We start from the raw sequence: 17935 nt of genomic DNA on the forward strand, positions 1-17935 counted from the left end.
CGCCTCCGCCCGCGATGGTGCAACCAGTCAACTTCTGCGCACGGCGTCAGTCGTGCCTGACGCCAAGGGTATGCCGGACGATCGCGCTGATCTCGGCGGCGCAAGATCCTGGATAAAATCTCTCAGTGCCTCGGTATCGAACGGCTTGCGAAGTATTCTTAGACTTGCCGGAGCTGCTTTTGCGGCATCGCTGTAACCGGTTGTAAGGGCTATCGGCAAACCGGGATACCGCGACCGAACTTCTCTCGCGAGCCCGACGCCATCGATGGTCCCCGGCATGACGATATCGCTGAAGACGAGATCGATCTTTGTACCGGTATCGAGCAATTTCAATGCCGCTTCGGCTGAATCTCGATAGATGGTTTCATAGCCCAGATGCTCGAACAGCGAGGATGTCACATCCGCCACTTCGGGGCTGTCGTCGACAACGAGAACCGTCTGCCGCTGCGGCTGCCTTGGCTTTGCCCGGGCAGCGGCGAGCTCCTTGCTGGTGATTTGCTCGTCTGCACAGGACGGCAAATAGATTGTAATCGTTGTTCCCTGTCCAACCTTGCTGTCCGCCGTCACCGTTCCGCCCGCCTGGTGTGCAAAACCATAAACCTGGGACAAACCGAGCCCGGTCCCCTTGCCGACCTCTTTGGTCGTGAAAAATGGATCGAACATCTTGGACAGAAGATTCGGCGGAATACCGGTGCCCGTATCGCCAAGCGTTATCGCAAAGAAGGCCTTCCCACGGCGATCGCCGCCGGTGTCCTGATCTGCGGTCACCGCGTGGACGGATAACGTGAATGTGCCGCCGCTTGTCATTGCGTCTCGCGCATTGACGGCGATGTTGACGATCGCAAGTTCCAGTTCGGCGAGGTCCACCTTGACCGGCGAAACACCGTCGCCAACGTTCTCGTTGTACACGATGTTGCCGCGCAGCGAGCTCTCGATCATGGTCCGCATGTTCTTGATGGACGCATGGAGATCAACGACCGTCGGGCTGAGATGCTGGTGACGGGAGAATGTCAACAACTGGCGCGTGAGACTTTCGCCGCGTTTGGCTGCGGTTTGTATCGCTTCGATTGCTTTTGGCAGTTTTGGATCAAGCAGGCGTTGAAATATCTGGGCACTGCCTCCGATGATCATCAATAGATTGTTGAAGTCGTGTGCGATCCCGCCGGTCAGCTTGCCGATGGCCTCCATTTTCTGGGACATCGCGAGCTGTTCGCGCGCCTGGACCAGCTTCTCCTCGGCGTCGCGTCGCTCCGTCGCGTCGCGCAGGATACTGATGAAACCGATCAGATTTCCTGCGTCATCACGGCTCGAGGAGACCGAGCCGGTGATGAAAAACGGCGTGCCATTCTTTCTGATACGCCAACCCTCTACGTCGTACTTGCCTCCTTGGATTGCCGACTCCAGCGCGTGTGTCGGTGAACCCGCGCGGCGTTCATCCGGCCGATAAAATATCCCGAAGTGCTTGCCGATGATTTCTTCCGAAGTGTAACCGGTGATCTTTTGAGCGGTGCTATTCCAACTCGTAACGTGTCCTTCTCTATCAAGCGCAAAAATTGCATAGTCGACAACGCCCTCGATAAGGGTTTGGAAGTGCCGTCTGATGTTGTCGAGCGCCAAGGCCTTGCGTTCAAGCTGACTGCTCAGTTCGCCCTGGACGGAAAGCAAATGGGCTTCCCTGGTCTGGCGCGTCGCGATTGCCGCGGCCAGGGCAAGAGGAGGCGCCGATACGCTGATCGAAAGCACGAGCAGGGATAGCAGAGCTCCATTCGGATCCATTTTCGGAAATGGATCATTCCCCGCCGAGAATCCCCACACGGCCACTCCGATGAAAATCAACGCAGCCGTCGCCACGGTGCATCGACCGCCGCGCAGGCCGGCCCAGATCAAGGGCAGCAAGACCAGAAAGCCCAGAAGGCTCCGATGCGGCAGCAACACGTCGAGGTCGTTGCTGACGAGGTCGCTCCCGATGAGCGGGCTGTAAGCAACGAGCCCGATGATACCCGCGAGGGCAGCGACCGCGATCGATGCCAACAGGTTCCATTTGGAGAAAATGCGTAAGGGCATCGTCGCCCAGAGCACGATTACCGGAGCAATCACCAGGGCCGCAGCAGCGTCCGCGAGCCACCAGGTCAACCCGGCGACGACGGAATCGGACAAGCTCGATTCGTTGGCGAGCGTGACGCCGGCCAAGGCGATGGTTGAACTGATTATCGTGGTCGGCGCAAAGCAAATGATCGCAAACTTTGCGACACCCGACGGGGTGGCAAACGTCTGGCCACCGTTCGACCAGCGGCCGATCAGCCATGTCCCGGTAAATGCAGCAAGCAGGCTGCCGATCCCGGCGGCGCCGAACTCCAGGAGCGATCGGTCGGCCATGAGGCAAGGAGAGACGGCCCCCACCAGGATCGCGGGCCAGATCCGGTAGCCGCGCAGCAGCACCAGCGCGAGCGCAAGCCCGGTTGGTGGCCATAGCGGTGTCGCGGTTGGATTGATTGCAGGAAGCAATCGCGCGGATTCGGCAAGGCCGCCATAAATCGCGGCAATGATCAGGATTTCGGCCGCGTAGGTGGCAACGCTCCGCGCGTCGCCAAAAGCGAAAATCTTGGCCTTGGCGAACCCTGCCCTTTCCATCGCGAGCCTTTGCAGTGGGCATCTCAAGAATGCGGATGCAGTTTTGACCAAAACATGGCCGCACGATCGTGCGTAGAAAGGCGCCAGGCAACTTCCGGACGGGGGGCCATCGGACAGTACCATTGACCTAACAGCGGCGGTACACAAGGCGCAGCGGCATCCGGAATACGAATCGGCCCGATCCCGCTGCGTGTCGGTGGGATCATCAGCAATCATTTTCCCGGTTGGCGCAAGAACTCTCGCTGCCGCTTTAATGACCGCTTCGGATCAGAAGCGGACCTTAGCGCCACGATGAGACCTTGCTCGTCTGCTGTTCACACCGTGCGGCCGCGCAGATCGAGCAGTTGATTTGGCCATCGCGCGTCAGTTCTGCGTACATGCTTCCCCGATAAACCAGAGTGTTTGGTGTCCCGTCCGGCTCGATGAAGTGCGTGGCATTCTGCATCAGCCTGTAACCGCTCCCCTGGTAGATGCGAGGCTCATAGGCAAACAGGATCGAGAAAGCGATTTGCCGCTTCGCGAGATGCTCATGCGCACGCCGAACCAGAAGGCGGCTGTAACCATTTCGCCTGCGATCGGGGGCAACGGCAATTCCACCGAGCATCCCGATCTCGACATTCGCGCTTCCGATTTTCACCTCGCGCGCATAGAGACCCAAATGGCCGACGACCATTGGCCCGTCACGAAGGATCAACGCGATTTCCGGGGCGCCGACTGCCCGATAATAGTCTCCCTCATTGGGACCATCTTCGGGGAAGGCATCCCTGAGCAGCACGAGGACTCCGGGCGCGAGATCACCACCGCCAAGATCATCCGGTCGAACCTCCAACAGCTCAATCATTGGCCAAGCTCTCGGTCGAACAATTCCGGGAGTTTAACGCGTATCCCGGACTTCCGCTGAGGGTCACGTGATCGCGCTTCGGTTTGTTCCCCTCACCGCCATCAGCGTCACCCTCATCGCCCGGCACATACTCCAGGATATCCCCGGGCCGGCAGTCCAGTTCGCGGCAGATCGCCGACAGCGTCGAGAAGCGCATTGCCTTGGCCTTGCCGGTCTTCAGGATCGACAGGTTCTGGATCGAAATGCCCGTCGGTTCCGCGACGCCAACGACCCGGCCGGCGTCTGGCTGACTCAGTCCGGCGACGCCCCGATCAAGGTCCACCGCTGCGGCAGCGCGCTGTGCGGCCGGGTCGTCTGGCTGAAGGAGCCGACCGACAAGGCCACCGACAAGCCGCAGCTCGACGACAAGAATGCCGATCCCGCGCAGCGGACCCGACCGGTGATGGAGATGCCGCTCTTCATCAACATGCAGCCCGCACGCCTGAACAGATGGGCCGGCAGGATCTACAACGCCGGTGACGGCAAGACCTATGAGAGCTCGGAGACGCTGGTCTCGTCGGGCACGCTGAATGTTCGCGGCTGCATGGGAACGCTGTGCGCCGGCGAAGACTGGACGCGGTGAAGGGAATTGGCCCCGCCCCTTCATCGGCCAAGAAGAAAAGCAAACCAGTCACTCAAGGCCGCCGCATTCGGCGGCCTTTCTTTGCGACGGCATCGCTGCCGCGACGTCAGACCAAGTCGCGCGGAGCCAGCCGCGTCACGCCGCAGGCCAGCCTCGGCATCGCCTATGTCGGTCAGCTCGCCGACCGGGTGCAGGATCACTCGGTAAAGGCCAGTTTTAGCTGGAGATTCTGACCCTTAGGGGTCCGGGTTCGGTCCACGGCCCCTCAATCTGGGATGCCAATCAGCCGGTTTTGCTGCAATGCACAGTCGCGAATGCTGCTATGCAAACAAGCCCGTTGTGTCTGGTATCTGGTATACATAATTTGGCTGCAGATGATGAGCCGGCCCGTTGCTGGCTTCCAGCCAAAGGGGACACCAATGTCCAAGACCACCGCTTTCGCGCTCGCGCCCTCCTCCACCCTGTTCAGCCGCCTGCTGGCCTCGATCGACCGCCTGCTGATGAAGAGCGCAGAGATCTCCAACCGCAACGGCGACCTGCCGCGCTTCGGCCTCTAGGCAAGGGTTTTCCGGCACTCTCCACCGGATGCGGCTTTCGTCGCGAAACCCGACCTGACATTGAACCTTCGACCAATGGCCCCGATTTTCGGGGCCATTTTCTTTGCGCGCTGAATTACTGTCCCGCGATGCCCACTGAGTCCCGTGCGGCATAAGCGCGCGTTACCGCTGCGACAGCTTGAACCTTGGCATATCAGATACCAAGATGCCGGTCGCGCGCCATAAGCAACGACAAGGGCGCACTGGGAGGATCAATTGGCGGACATGGTTCAGGCAACTGCGGCCCCGGCGGCCGCGCGTGTCAGCGACACATATCGTTGGACGCAACTCGCGATCGGCGTCGCCGCGATGGTGATGATCGCAAACTATCAATACGGGTGGACGTTCTTCGTCCCCGACATCCAGAAGAAGTTTGGATGGGATCGCGCATCGATCCAGTGGGCCTTTACGCTCTTTGTGCTGTTCGAGACCTGGTTGGTGCCGATCGAGGGCTGGTTCGTCGATAAATACGGTCCGCGCATCGTCGTCCTGGTCGGCGGCATCCTCTGCGCGATCGGATGGGCGATCAACGCGCAGGCGACCTCGTTGAACGGCTACTATCTCGGCATGATCGTCGCCGGCATCGGCGCCGGCGGTGTCTACGGCACCTGCGTCGGCAATGCGCTGAAATGGTTTCCCGACAAGCGCGGACTTGCCGCCGGCATCACCGCCGCCGGCTTCGGCGCAGGCTCGGCGCTCACGGTCGCGCCGATCCAGGCGATGATCAAGGACTCCGGCTTCCAGACCACCTTCCTCTATTTCGGTCTCGGCCAGGGCATCATCATCGTGCTGCTCTCCTTCTTCCTGCTGGCGCCGAAGGCCGGACAGGTGCCGGCGGTCGTGGCCAATGCCAACATCATCCAGACCCGGCGCAACTATCAGCCGACCGAAGTGCTGCGGCAGCCGATTTTCTGGCTAATGTACTTCATGTTCGTGATCGTCGGCGCCGGCGGGTTGATGGTGACGGCGAACCTGAAGCCGATCGCGGTCGACTGGAAGGTCGACAGCGTGCCGGTGACGCTGATGGCGGTGACCATGACGGCCGTGACCTTCGCGGCGACCATCGACCGCGTCCTCAACGGCCTGACGCGTCCGTTCTTCGGCTGGATCTCCGACATGATCGGCCGCGAGAACACGATGTTCATCGCCTTCGGCATGGAAGGCTTCGGCATCTGGATGCTCTACCTCTGGGGACACGATCCGGTGTGGTTCGTGCTGCTCTCGGGCTTCGTGTTCTTTGCCTGGGGCGAGATCTACTCGCTGTTCCCCTCGACCTGCACCGACACGTTCGGCAGCAAGTTCGCCACCACCAATGCGGGGCTGCTCTACACCGCGAAAGGCACGGCGGCGCTGCTGGTGCCGATCGCCAACTACATGCAGCAGTCGTCGGGCAGTTGGGACAGCGTGTTCATCATCGCGGCAGGCGCCAACATCCTCGCCTCGCTGCTCGCGATCGCGCTGCTCAAACCGTGGCGAAAGATCGTGGTCGCGAAATCGGCTATGGCCTGAACAACGACCTCACTCCTGCCAACGAAAGCGCCCGGCCAAAAGCCGGGCGTTTTCGTTTCTTCCAGGACGTTTTCGAGCGAAATGGACGCCGGTTCCGGCGCTCCGTATGCCAGATTTGCTGCGACGCAGCAGAAAGATGGGCTTGCTTTCTGGAATATAGTATACCAACTTCCGCGAGCGCTTGCGACGATACGCCACAATAATTGCGACACTCGGTCACAAGACCAGCGCGCTCGGGAGGACTTGATGGTTTCCAGCAATACTGCCGTCACACAAGATCAACCTTCGTCCAGTGGCTTCCGCTGGCTGCAGCTCGTGATGGGCATCGTCTGCATGGCGATGATCGCGAACCTGCAATACGGCTGGACGCTGTTCGTCGACCCGATCGACGGCACGCATCATTGGGGCCGCGCGGCGATCCAGTTCGCCTTCACGATCTTCGTGGTGACCGAGACCTGGCTGGTGCCGGTCGAGGCCTGGTTCGTCGACAAATACGGCCCGCGGATCGTCATCATGTTCGGCGGCGTCATGATCACGCTGTCCTGGGTACTGAACTCGTACGCTGATTCACTCACCATGCTCTACGCCGCGGCGGTGATCGGCGGCATCGGCGCCGGCTCGGTGTACGGCACCTGTGTCGGCAATGCGCTGAAATGGTTTCCCGATCGCCGCGGCCTTGCCGCGGGCGCAACGGCCGCAGGGTTCGGCGCCGGCGCGGCGCTGACCGTGGTGCCGATCGCCAACATGATCGCCTCGAGCGGCTATCAGGCCGCGTTCTTCGATTTCGGCATCGGGCAAGGCCTGATCGTGTTCCTGCTCGCCTTCTTCATCCAGAAGCCTGCGGTCACGATCCCGCCGAAGAAGAAGCAGCTCAATCTGCCGCAGACCAAGATCGACTTCACGCCGCCGCAAGTGCTGCGCAGCCCGATCTTCTGGGTGATGTATCTGGTGTTCGTGATGGTCGCCTCCGGCGGCCTGATGGCGGCGGCGCAGATCGCGCCGATCGCGCACGACTACAAGATCGCCAACACGCCGGTGACGCTCGCCGGCTTCCAGATGGCGGCGCTGACCTTTGCGATCTCGCTCGACCGCATCTTCGACGGTTTCGGACGGCCGTTCTTCGGTTGGGTCTCCGACAATATCGGCCGCGAGCACACCATGTTCATCGCGTTCGGTACCGGCGCGCTGATGCTGCTGACGCTCTCCACCTGGGGCCACAACCCGCTGGTGTTCGTGCTGGCAACCGCGGTCTATTTCGGCGTGTTCGGCGAGATCTACTCGCTATTCCCCGCGACCTGCGGCGACACCTTCGGCTCGAAGTTCGCGACCACCAACAACGGCATGCTGTACACGGCAAAGGGCACCGCCGCGCTCTTGGTGCCGGCCGCCAGCATCGTCGCCGCCAGCTATGGTTGGCAGGCGGTGTTCGTGATCGCGGTCGCGCTCAATGCCACCGCGGCGCTGATGGCGCTGTTCGTGGTCAAGCCGATGCGCCGCGCCTTCATCCACGGCAACGAGGCTGCCGCCGCGACCGAAACCGCGACGAGCGCCAAGACCGCTTGATGTGACGGCCTGATTTGACGGGCCTGATTTCGAGACTTCCTCCCGAACTGACAGAGGCGCACTTCGGTGCGCCTCTTTCTTTTGGCGCAGTCAGGCATGCCAGATACCAATGAGCCGAGGCAGCCGAAGGTCCGGTCACTCATCGCAGCTCATAATCGTCCGAAATGTCAGCGTCCCTGCCTATTTCAGCGATTTCTTGGTGGTAGATTTCTGCAATGGCTGCGTTGACAATTGGTATTTTGTATACCAGAATCCTGTCAACGATTACCAAGGAGGTTGCCATGCAAGTCGGAGATATCCTGCGCAAGAAAACCCCTCGCGTCGCCACGGTTCGCATGAACGAGACGGTTGCGATCGCCGCGCAACTGATGCGCGCCAGCAATATCAGCGCGCTGGTGGTCAAGGATGTCGTTCGCACCGAAGGCAACACCGCAGTCGGCATGTTCACCGAGCGAGACGTGGTGCGCGCGGTCGCCGAGCACGGCGCAGCCGGCGCCAGCATGAAGGTGTCGCAGTTCGTCTCGGTGCAGCAGCTGGTGTCGTGCACCTCGAGCGACACGCTCGAGCACATCCGTCATCTCATGACCAAGCACCACATCCGCCACGTGCCGGTGATCGACAATTACAGCCTGATCGGCGTCGTCAGCATGCGCGACATCGCAGCCGCGTTCGACGAGGAAACCGCCGCGTCGATGAAACAGGCTGTGCCGGCGTAACGCGCATCATCTTGCCTTGCTCGCAACAGAGCGTTTTCGAGCGAAGTGGGTACCGGTTCGCGTGAAGAAAACGCGTCAAGAAGAATCGAGAGCTCCGTTCCGATTCAATCGGAACGGAAATAGCTCGAGGCGCTGCGTGTCGAACATCAGCGCCTGAGCAATTGACCGAAAGCCTCGAGCCCGCCCTCACCTGACCGCTGCGCGCCCCTTCATTTCCGCATGGGCGCGGCGCCGGCGGCCGGTAGACATTTGCCTGTCAGGACTGCATCCTTCCGCTCGACATCAAAAACAAACCGTGCGCAGCCGTCCGCGTCGCGGAAAATTCCAGCGGAAACCGAGGGCAGAATGATCAAGACACGTTTCACCGAGATGTTCGGCGTCGACCACCCGATCGTGCAGGGCGGCATGCAATGGGTCGGGCGCGCGGAGCTCGTTGCCGCGGTCGCCAATGCCGGCGCGCTCGGCATGATCACCGCGCTGACCCAGCCGACGCCGGACGATCTGCGCAAGGAGATCGCGCGCTGCCGCGAGCTGACCGACAAGCCGTTCGGCGTCAACCTGACCATCCTGCCCGCGATCAAGCCGCCGCCCTATGCCGAGTACCGCCAGGCCATCATCGAGAGCGGCATCAAGATCGTCGAGACCGCCGGCAACAAGCCGCAAGAACATGTCGACGAGTTCAAGAAGCACGGCGTCAAGGTGCTGCACAAATGCACCAGCGTCCGCCACGCGCTGTCCGCCGAGCGGATGGGCGCCGACGCGATCTCGATCGACGGTTTTGAATGCGCCGGACATCCCGGCGAGGACGACACGCCCGGCCTGATCCTAATCCCGGCCGCCGCCGACAAGGTGAAGATCCCGATGATCGCCTCCGGCGGTTTTGGTGACGCACGCGGCCTGGTTGCCGCGCTGGCGCTCGGCGCCGAAGGCATCAACATGGGCACGCGCTTCATGTGCACCAAGGAGAGCCCGATCCATCAGCTCGTCAAGGAACGCATCGTCGCCAATGACGAGCGCGAGACCGAGCTGATCTTCCGCACCATGCGCAACACCTCGCGCGTCGCCAGGAATGCGATCTCGACCAAGGTCGTGCAGATGGAGAAGGAAGGCGCGAAGTTCGAGGACGTCCGCGAGCTGGTCGCCGGCGCCCGCGGCAAGATGGTCTATTCGACCGGCGATGCCGACGAGGGCATCTGGTCGGCCGGCCAGGTGCAGGGCCTGATCCACGACATCCCGACCTGCGGCGAACTGATCTCGCGCATCGTCCACGAGGCGGAAGCGATCATCCGCGAGCGGCTCGAAGTCATGATGTCCGGCGGCAAGCGCCAGGCGGCGGAATAGGCGTCCAGTAGTGATCCGTCACCCTGAGGAGCGCGAAGCGCGTCTCGCGCTCCTCAGGATGACGGAATTAATCTCACGCAAGCCAGGAACAATCCCATGAAAGCCTATGTGTACGGCGCAAACGGCCCCGAGATATCAGACGTCGCAAAACCCGTGCCGAAGGGCACCCAGGTGCTGGTGAAAGTCCATGCCTGCGGGCTGAACCGCGCCGATCTCGGCATGACCAAGGGCCACGTCCATGGCGCCTCCGGCGGCGTCGGCACCGTGCTCGGCATGGAATGGGCCGGCGAGGTCGCCGAGCTCGGACCGGACGCCAAGGGCGTCAAGGTCGGCGACAAGATCATGGGCTCCGGCGGCGCGGCGTTCGCCGAGTACACGCTCGCCGATCACGGAAGGCTGTTCCGCAACCCCTCGAACATGAATTTCGACGAGGCCGCCACCCTGCCCGTCGCGCTCGCCACCATGCACAACGCCGTCGTTACCAACGGCGCGCTGCAGCCGGGCCAGACCGTGCTGATCCAGGGCGCGAGCTCCGGCGTCGGCCTGATGGCGATGCAGATCGCCAAACTCAAGGGCGCCAAGCTCGTGGTCGGATCCTCGACCGATCCGATGCGGCGCGGGCGCTTGAAGGAATTCGGCGCCGATCTCGCGGTCGATTCCAGGGATCCCGGCTGGGTCGATCAGGTGTTGCAGGCGACCTCCGGCGAAGGCGTCGATTTGATCGTCGATCAGGTCTCAGGACCGGTCGCCAACCAGAATCTCAAGGCCACCAAGGTCAAGGGCCGCATCGTCAATGTCGGCCGGCTCGGCGGCACCCATGGCGACTTCAACTTCGACCTGCACGCGGCGCGCCGCATCCAGTATATCGGCGTCACCTTCCGCACCCGCTCGATCGAGGAAATCCGCGAGATCTTCGACGAGGTGCGCAAGGACATCTGGCCCGCGGTCGAGTCGCGAAAACTGCAGCTGCCGATCGACCAGGTCTACAAATTCGCCGACATCGGCAAGGCGTTCGCGCACATGGAAGCCAACAACCACCTCGGCAAGATCGTGGTGACGCTGTAGGTGCGGAGGGCGGATTAGCGCAGCGCAATCCGCCATCCTTCTCTCGGATACGACGGCGGGTTACGCCGGAGCATGTCATCGGGCCGCGCTTCGCGCGGACCCGGTGGACTAACCCGCCTAGGCACGCTAAGCGCGGATGAGTTGGCGAAGCGCAATCCGGCGCGACGGCTGGAGCTGAGCATTCCCACTTCCAGAGAGCTGTGCCCTGGCTCTTTCGCGTTCGACCTTCAGCCGGCCGGTCCGGGAATCCAATAATCGCCCGCAAGCGGGCTAACTTTTACGTCGCTAATGACTCCGAGCTCCAGGCTCGGATCGAAATAGCGCATCGTTCGCTCATTGAGGTCAATGATACGACCAGGCCGTAGTGGCCCCACATCATTTATCTTGACGATGACCTTCTTGCCTACAGCCTCGACGAGGGCATATTTCGGCCTCGCGCCGAATTGGACCCCACCAAACTTCCGACGCAAACTTGTCCTGATGGCAGCCGCCCAGACCGAGCAATCATGGCGCTCGCCGGAGGCAGTGCTCGGTCCGCCCTCCTCCTTGCCGGGCTTGAACGGATTGTACATGGATGCCGCGCCAACGATCGCATCCCCACGAGCGGCATTGACGACATCGCTTGAATGAACCGCACCGATTTCACTTCCAGCAGCGGTGCCAACAATGGCGAGCGCAACTACGGCGCCGCAAACTGCGGCGCTCGAGCCGAACAGCATCATAACTCCTTGACTGATTTTTCGATCGTTCGGTTCCCGATTCCGCAAAACAGGGTCAAGCGAACGCGGAGGCGTTAACTCGTGCCAATTCTTTGCGGATTCGTGCCAATTCCGGCGACGGAACCAGTGTGGGAACCGGGCGCGGTCCCACGCAGTGTTTTTAATTCTCGCCCGTCTAAGACAGAGATTGCGTCAGCAACATGACTGAACAGAACCTCTTCGACGACGCGTGAATAGCATATCGGCGTCACCTTCCGCGCCCGCTCGATCGAGCAGATCCGCGAGATCTTCGACAAGGTACGCGTGGACATTTGGCCCACGGATGCGGCGCGCAAGCTGCGGCTGGTGATCGACCAGGTCTACAAACTCGCAGACATCGGCAAGGCGTTCGACCACATGGAAGCCGACAATCACCGCGGCAAGATCGTGGCAACGCTGCAGCTTGTCCGCCACCGCACAGAAACGTTTGAAAACAAAGCCCTGACGCGACGTTTCGTCAGGCATCTGCTAACTTGGAGCGTCGCCCGGATGGCATCGCCATCCGATTTGGGAGGTAAACAGCCATGAGAGCCTCGTTCCGCTTGAACCAGATCGTCTCGGACAAAGCCGTCTTCAACAAGGTCGCCGCGACCACATCGATTGCAATTCTTCTGTGCGGCCCCGGCGGCGTGGCACCTTCAAACGCCGCAACGCCTGCGGGCGATCGCTCCACATCGCTCCCCAACATCACGGTCGAAGCGCCGAGGCAAGTCACTTCTCCACATAGACCGAGCAAACGCGCAGCTGTCCACCGTGCCCCCTCCGCTCGGTCGTCGACGATCTCGACGAGTTGCATCGATGGTTGCGTATCCAGCTTCAGGTCGGGCGACCGGCCCTGGGTCGGCTGCTCCGTTTCCGGTCAATACGCCTACTCGACGACATGCAGAAACCCCGCCAACTTCAAGAACTACAACCAATGCCTCGAGGCCGGCCTGAACGCAGGCTGGCGCAGCGTCGAAGCTTCCTGGTATTGCCACAGCCTCGCTGCGTCAAACAGCTATAGCGAAAACAAGACTCGCCAGTGAACTCGAACTGCTCCACGCGCGGCCACCATCTCGACGGTGGTGGATCGTGAGTGGTGATCGCATTCGAGCGCAAAGCACCGGGGTCCAAACTCGACCCCAGCGCGTAAGATGGGTAGAGCGCAGCGAAACCCATCCTCTCACGGCGCGGTCACTTGCAGAGCGCGGGGGAAACGCGCCGCGAGAACGAGGATTGATGTCCGAATGACGCCAATGAACCTGCGCAACGCGCCTGCTGGATTCGGAATAGTTCGCAACAACTCCGCGATCCAGTTTGCTGTTGCAAGTGAGTGGCGATTGCGCGTGACTGACGACACTTGATGTTCACAGTCGGCCTGCTACACCGCCGCCCATGAGCTCTTCAAACACCAGCGCACCCTCCACCAAGACCTCCGTCGCCGCGATCTCGATCCTCGCCAGCGGCACCATGGCCGTTGCAAAATTCGTCGTCGGCATTGCCATCGGATCGCTGGCGCTGATCTCCGAGGCGCTGCATTCGACGATCGACCTGGTCGCCACCATCATCACCTGGGCGGTGGTGCGGGTATCGGACCAGCCGGCCGACGCCGAGCATCATTACGGCCACGGCAAGTTCGAGAGCGTCTCGGCGCTCTTCATCATCGCCCTGCTCTACGTGCTGGCCGGCGGCATCCTGGTCCAGGCCTATAGCCATCTGCGCGAGGGCGCGCCGCCGCCGTCGATCTCGGCTGTCCCCTTCATCGTCCTGGTCATCGATATCGGCGTCAATCTGTGGCGCGCCCGCGCGCTGCACCGCGCCGCGCGCGACACCAAGAGCCAGGCGCTGGCCGCCGACGCGCTGCATTTCGCCTCCGACGTGATGGGATCGACCGCCGTCATCGTCGGCCTCGTGCTGGCGGGCTTCGGCTTCTGGTGGGGCGACGCTGCGGCCGCGATCGCGGTCGCCGTGATGATTGCGCTGTTGGGCCTGCGCATGGCGCGGGAGACGGTCGAGACCCTGCTCGACCGCGCGCCCGAAGGCGCGCTGGAAAAGGCGACTACCGCCATCAAGGCGGTGCCTGGCGTCGTCGACGTCGATCGCCTGCGGGTCCGCATGGTCGGTGCCACCCATTTCATCGATGCCATCGCCAAGGTGCCGCGCACCTATCCGATCGACCGCGTCGAGGACATCAAGCGCAGGGCGCAGCAGGCGATGACCAAGACGTTCGGCGACGCCGACCTCACCTTCACCGCGGTGCCGGTGGCGCGCGACAATGAGAGCGTGCGCGAGCGCATCATGGTGATCGCGCGCAATTCCGGCCTCGCCATCCATCATGTCACCGTGCACAATATCGGCGGCAGGTTGATCGTCGGCATCGACCTCGAAGTCGACAGCGACATGGCGCTGGTCGCCGCGCACGACATCGCCCACGGGCTCGAGCGCGCGATCCGCGAGGATTTTGGCGAGGACGTCGAGGTCGACACCCATATCGAGCCGCTCGAGCCGGAACTGCCGTGGGGAACCGACGCCGCGCCCGACCGCGTCGAGGTCATCAGGACCGCGTTGACCGGCTATGCCGCTGGCGGCGCGATCCATGACATCCACAATGTGCGGGTCCGCAACACCGACGCCGGCGAGATCGTCAACTTCCATTGTCGCGCCGCACCCGCGATGAGTGTGATCAAGGTGCACGAAAGCGTCGACGAGATCGAACGCAAGCTGCGCCGCGCGTTCCCCACCGTGAAACGTGTGATCAGTCACGCAGAACCGACGCGCGCGTAATTCTACGGAGCCGTTCCTGTTTCGGACTCAGTTTGCGCGCACTGATTCTGATTTGGACAAGAATTATTTCGCATTAACGAATCGTTGACTCTCGACAGTCCGGGAAATCTGGATTCAAATCATCATGATTCGGATGCCTCGTGGGGAGCATCCGAACCGGGTAAAAAATCAGCTTAGAGCGGGGGTCTAGGGCATGGCGCGCGCGCATGCAGCGAACGCGTGCGTCCAATCCGATTCGATCAAGGGATTGGCGCAGTCGATCGCAAAACCGGCCTATCACAGGCTCCTGACGGCCGAGCCTGCACTGCGCCGCGCTGTGCCTACTCTCATCATCGCCTTCCTCATCACGATCTGCCTCGGCGCCTTCGTCCAGGTGATCGACCAGACCCGGCAGAAGCGCGGCGCGATGAAGCGCGACCTCGCCGCGCTGTCCGACATCCTCGCCGAACGTCTCGATCGCCTGACTTCGGTGCGTCGCGAGCGGCTCGTCAACATCGAGCGGATGCAGGAGCTCTTGCCGGACCTGATTCCGTCCTGGGGCATCGCCTACGGCCGCCACGTCATCATCACCGGCGCCGATCACCGCGTGCTGGCGCGCGTGCCGATCGATAGCGCCGGCGAGAACGACCGCATCCTCGACATCGTCTCCACCGCGCAGCTGATGATCGCGCCGGGCCAGCAGGGGACGGTCAATGACATGACGTTGCCGGGCGGCACCGGCGCGCTGGCGATCTCGCAGCTCGTCAAGTCGCTGCCCGGCCAGGTCGTCGTCATCCAGGAGATGAACGAGCCGATCTGGGGATCGGACGCAGCGCTCTCGATAACGTTGTCGGCGACCACGAGCTTCGTGGTGCTGATCCTCGGCTTCGCCTTCCACTGGCAATCGACCCGCGCCCGCGAGGGCGACCTGATCAACGACGCCGTGCGCGGCCGGATCGACACCGCGCTTAATCGCGGCCGCTGCGGATTGTGGGACTGGGACCTGTCGCGCGGCAGGATCTTCTGGTCGCAATCGATGTTCACCCTGCTCGGCCTCGACACCCGCAACGACCTCCTCACCTTCGGCGAGGTCAACGCGCTCGTGAACTCCGACGACATCAACCTGTTCGACATCGCCGAGCAGCTGATCTCGGGCAAGATCGATCACATCGACCAGAGCTTCCGCATGCGGCATGTCGGCGGCCACTGGATCTGGCTCCGCGTGCGCTGCGAGCTCAGCCACGCCGCGGCGGACAGCGGCCTGCATCTGATCGGCATCGCGATCGACGTCACCGAGCAGAAGAGCCTCGCGGAAAAGTCGGTCGAAGCCGACCTCCGGCTGCGCGACGCGATCGAGACCATTCCGGAGGCCTTCGTGCTCTGGGACGCCGAGGACCGCCTCGTGCTCTGCAACTCGCACTTCCAGCGGCTGCACAAGCTGCCGGACTCGGCCGTCAGCCCCGGCACCTCCTACGAGACCGTGATCGAAGTCGGCAGCATGCCCGAGGTGCGCACCCGCCTGCACGAGAGCGGCGTGCCGGCGCCCGGCGCGCGCACCTTCGAGGCCCAGCTCGACGACGGCAGCTGGCTGCATATCAGCGAACGCCGCACCAAGGACGGCGGCTACGTCTCGGTCGGCACCGACATCACCCGCATCAAGGCGCACGAGCAGAAGCTGGTCGACAACGATCTGCGCCTGCGCGCCACCGTGATCGACCTGCAGCGCTCGCAATCCGAGCTGGAGCGGCAGGCGGTCGAGCTCGCCGACCTCGCCGAGAAATATTCGCAGGAAAAGACCCGCGCCGAGGACGCCAACGCCGCGAAGTCGAAGTTCCTCGCCAATATGAGCCATGAGCTGCGCACGCCGCTCAACGCCATCATCGGCTTCTCCGAGATCATGGGCAGCGGACTGTTCGGCACGCTCGGCTCGGACAAATACCAAGAGTACTGCCACGACATCCTGACATCGGGGAAATACCTGCTCGAGGTCATCAACGACATCCTCGACATGTCGAGGATCGAGGCCGGCCGCATGAAGTTCGACATGGAGCCGCTCGACCTCTCGGGCATCCTCGCCGAGTCGCTGCGGGTGGTCTCAGGCCGCGCCGAGCACAAGGGACTGTCGCTGGAATCAGAGATCGAAAGCACGATCTCGGTTGTCGCCGACCGCCGTGCCGTCAAGCAGATCATCGTCAACCTGCTCTCCAACGCCGTGAAGTTCACGCCGGACCACGGCCGCGTGCTGGTGCGCGGCCAGATGCTCGATGACTCGATCGTGCTCCTGATCGCCGACAGCGGCATCGGCATCGCGCCGGAATCGCTGCGCCGGCTCGGCAAGCCGTTCGAGCAGGTCGAGAGCCAGCTCACCAAGAGCTACCAGGGCTCGGGCCTCGGGCTTGCGATCGCGCGCTCGCTCACCAACCTGCACGGCGGCTCGATGCGGCTGCGCTCCAGGCTCGGCGTCGGCACCGTCGTCCGTATCACGCTGCCGCGCGATCCGCGCACCCTGCAGAGCAAGCTGCCGGAAGCGGCGTAAGCTCCGCTACGCGCTCTCCAGCGTCGGCGCGACCTCGCGCGCGACCTGCACCAGGGCCGCGATCAGCGGCGTCATCGGATCGCGCTGCGGGATCACCATGCCGATGCTGTAGTCCACGACCGGATCGACGATCGGAATGCTGCGCACGGCATCCGCAAGGCCGAGCGTCTCGGCGAGCTTGGCCGGCATCACGCTGGCCCAGCGGCCGGTCTTCACATGGGTGTACAGCACCAGCAGCGAGTTCGAGGTCAGCGTCGGCGTCGCCTCCGCGCCGACCGAGGTCAGCGCACGGTCGATGATGCGGCGGTTCTGCATGTCGGGCGTCAGCAGGCAGAGCGGCACGGTGCCGACTTCCTTCCACGTCACCTGCTTGCGGTCGCCGAACATCGCGTCGGGCGCGGTCAACAGCCGATAGCTCTCGTTGTAGAGCGGGATGGTGCGGACCTTGCCGATCGGCTCGTTCTCGATATAGGTCAGCCCAGCGTCGACCTCGAGATTTTCCAAGAGGCCGAGCACGTCGGCCGACGTGCAGGACTGGATGCGGAAACGCACATCGGGATGGCGCGCCCGGAACGGCGTGGTGAGCGCCGCCACCATGCCGAGCACGGTCGGGATCGCCGCGATCCGGATCTCGCCCGACAGCTTGTCCTTGAGGCTGTTGATCTCCTGCTTCATCGCCCGGGTATCGCCGACGATGCGCCGGGCCCAGTCGAGCGTCCGCTCTCCCTCCGGCGTGAAACCCTGGAAGCGCGAGCCGCGCTGCACCAGCATCACGCCGAGGATTTCCTCGAGCTGCTTGAGGCTGGTCGACATGGTCGGCTGGGTGACGCCGCAGGCCTCCGCGGCCCGGCCAAAATGCCGTTCCTTGGCCAGTGCCAACAGAAGTTCCAGCTTGTCGATCAAGGATCAAACCCCATCGGAAAAACGGTGTCCCAACACTGTCACACGTACCACGACCGCCACGCGATCCCCAATCCAATACGCGACCGAAGTGCGTGATTCCAGACCATTATTG

General features: G+C 62.6%; 16 protein-coding genes and 1 pseudogene. 12 read left to right on the top strand and 5 right to left on the bottom strand.

The window, feature by feature from the left end; translation table 11 throughout:
- Positions 1-27: 27 nt before the first annotated feature.
- The 3 genes and pseudogenes from K359_RS0128255 to K359_RS64620 all read right to left on the bottom strand — a co-directional run.
- A complete protein-coding gene (locus K359_RS0128255) occupies positions 28-2631 on the bottom strand; it encodes an MASE1 domain-containing protein (protein WP_029082329.1) in 2604 nt (867 codons plus the stop codon).
- Positions 2632-2911: 280 nt separating this feature from the next.
- Positions 2912-3472 carry a GNAT family N-acetyltransferase gene (locus K359_RS53220; RefSeq protein WP_084518534.1) on the bottom strand — a complete coding sequence of 187 codons (561 nt, stop codon included), beginning with the start codon at positions 3470-3472 and terminating at the stop codon, positions 2912-2914.
- 118 nt (positions 3473-3590) lie between these two features.
- Positions 3591-3767: pseudogene (locus tag K359_RS64620) on the bottom strand (helix-turn-helix domain-containing protein); the annotation flags it as partial.
- Here K359_RS64620 and K359_RS61600 point away from each other — a divergent pair.
- From K359_RS61600 to K359_RS0128300, 8 genes are all read left to right on the top strand, one after another.
- Entirely contained in the window at positions 3705-4094 is a 390-nt protein-coding gene (locus tag K359_RS61600) for a DUF2147 domain-containing protein (protein WP_156928702.1), read from the top strand. The pseudogene K359_RS64620 and the gene K359_RS61600 overlap by 63 nt on opposite strands.
- Entirely contained in the window at positions 4091-4327 is a 237-nt protein-coding gene (locus tag K359_RS61605; RefSeq protein WP_156928696.1) for a hypothetical protein, read from the top strand. Before K359_RS61600 ends, K359_RS61605 begins: the two co-directional genes overlap by 4 nt.
- Before the next feature lie 186 nt (positions 4328-4513).
- Positions 4514-4651 (top strand): hypothetical protein, encoded by a 138-nt coding sequence (locus K359_RS63440; protein WP_166293866.1) that lies wholly within the window; start codon positions 4514-4516, stop codon positions 4649-4651.
- 255 nt (positions 4652-4906) lie between these two features.
- A complete protein-coding gene (oxlT, locus tag K359_RS0128275; RefSeq protein ID WP_029082330.1) occupies positions 4907-6199 on the top strand; it encodes an oxalate/formate MFS antiporter in 1293 nt (430 codons plus the stop codon).
- Positions 6200-6445: 246 nt separating this feature from the next.
- Entirely contained in the window at positions 6446-7762 is a 1317-nt protein-coding gene (oxlT, locus tag K359_RS0128280) for an oxalate/formate MFS antiporter (protein WP_029082331.1), read from the top strand.
- Between the two features lie 281 nt (positions 7763-8043).
- Entirely contained in the window at positions 8044-8478 is a 435-nt protein-coding gene (locus K359_RS0128290; protein ID WP_029082332.1) for a CBS domain-containing protein, read from the top strand.
- A gap of 345 nt (positions 8479-8823) precedes the next feature.
- Positions 8824-9819, top strand: a complete 996-nt coding sequence (locus K359_RS0128295; protein WP_029082333.1) for a nitronate monooxygenase family protein — start codon at positions 8824-8826, stop codon at positions 9817-9819.
- Positions 9820-9915: 96 nt separating this feature from the next.
- Positions 9916-10884, top strand: a complete 969-nt coding sequence (locus K359_RS0128300; protein ID WP_029082334.1) for a zinc-binding dehydrogenase — start codon at positions 9916-9918, stop codon at positions 10882-10884.
- Between the two features lie 227 nt (positions 10885-11111).
- Here K359_RS0128300 and K359_RS53230 read toward each other — a convergent pair whose 3' ends face one another.
- Positions 11112-11606 (bottom strand): septal ring lytic transglycosylase RlpA family protein, encoded by a 495-nt coding sequence (locus K359_RS53230; protein WP_029082335.1) that lies wholly within the window; start codon positions 11604-11606, stop codon positions 11112-11114.
- 342 nt (positions 11607-11948) lie between these two features.
- Between K359_RS53230 and K359_RS0128310 the strand changes: the two genes are divergently transcribed.
- The 4 genes from K359_RS0128310 (at position 11949) to K359_RS0128320 (ending at position 16920) form a co-directional block, all read left to right on the top strand.
- The gene (locus tag K359_RS0128310; protein ID WP_245284746.1) at positions 11949-12170 is read left to right on the top strand and encodes a hypothetical protein; all 222 of its coding nucleotides are present in this window, start codon (positions 11949-11951) and stop codon (positions 12168-12170) included.
- Between the two features lie 14 nt (positions 12171-12184).
- Complete coding sequence (locus K359_RS59130; RefSeq protein ID WP_245284738.1) at positions 12185-12667, top strand: hypothetical protein; 483 nt, start codon at positions 12185-12187, stop codon at positions 12665-12667.
- 349 nt (positions 12668-13016) lie between these two features.
- Positions 13017-14405, top strand: coding sequence for a cation-efflux pump (locus K359_RS0128315; protein ID WP_029082337.1), 1389 nt, complete (start codon positions 13017-13019; stop codon positions 14403-14405).
- 193 nt (positions 14406-14598) lie between these two features.
- Complete coding sequence (locus K359_RS0128320) at positions 14599-16920, top strand: PAS domain-containing sensor histidine kinase (RefSeq protein ID WP_029082338.1); 2322 nt, start codon at positions 14599-14601, stop codon at positions 16918-16920.
- 6 nt (positions 16921-16926) lie between these two features.
- Here the strand turns inward: K359_RS0128320 and K359_RS0128325 are convergent, their stop codons facing one another.
- Positions 16927-17823 carry a LysR family transcriptional regulator gene (locus K359_RS0128325; protein WP_029082339.1) on the bottom strand — a complete coding sequence of 299 codons (897 nt, stop codon included), beginning with the start codon at positions 17821-17823 and terminating at the stop codon, positions 16927-16929.
- Between the last annotated feature and the right edge of the window lie 112 nt (positions 17824-17935).

The organism is Bradyrhizobium sp. th-b2, from assembly GCF_000426785.1.
Classification (GTDB): domain Bacteria; phylum Pseudomonadota; class Alphaproteobacteria; order Rhizobiales; family Xanthobacteraceae; genus Bradyrhizobium; species Bradyrhizobium septentrionale.

Bases quoted from the DNA above. Each gene is read 5' to 3' on its own strand.
- K359_RS0128255 (WP_029082329.1), bottom strand. From the start codon at position 2,631: ATGGAAAGGGCAGGGTTCGCCAAGGCCAAGATTTTCGCTTTTGGCGAC.
- K359_RS53220 (WP_084518534.1), bottom strand. From the start codon at position 3,472: ATGATTGAGCTGTTGGAGGTTCGACCGGATGATCTTGGCGGTGGTGAT.
- K359_RS63440 (WP_166293866.1), top strand. From the start codon at position 4,514: ATGTCCAAGACCACCGCTTTCGCGCTCGCGCCCTCCTCCACCCTGTTC.
- oxlT (WP_029082331.1), top strand. From the start codon at position 6,446: ATGGTTTCCAGCAATACTGCCGTCACACAAGATCAACCTTCGTCCAGT.
- K359_RS0128290 (WP_029082332.1), top strand. From the start codon at position 8,044: ATGCAAGTCGGAGATATCCTGCGCAAGAAAACCCCTCGCGTCGCCACG.
- K359_RS0128295 (WP_029082333.1), top strand. From the start codon at position 8,824: ATGATCAAGACACGTTTCACCGAGATGTTCGGCGTCGACCACCCGATC.
- K359_RS0128300 (WP_029082334.1), top strand. From the start codon at position 9,916: ATGAAAGCCTATGTGTACGGCGCAAACGGCCCCGAGATATCAGACGTC.
- K359_RS53230 (WP_029082335.1), bottom strand. From the start codon at position 11,606: ATGATGCTGTTCGGCTCGAGCGCCGCAGTTTGCGGCGCCGTAGTTGCG.
- K359_RS0128315 (WP_029082337.1), top strand. From the start codon at position 13,017: ATGAGCTCTTCAAACACCAGCGCACCCTCCACCAAGACCTCCGTCGCC.
- K359_RS0128320 (WP_029082338.1), top strand. From the start codon at position 14,599: ATGGCGCGCGCGCATGCAGCGAACGCGTGCGTCCAATCCGATTCGATC.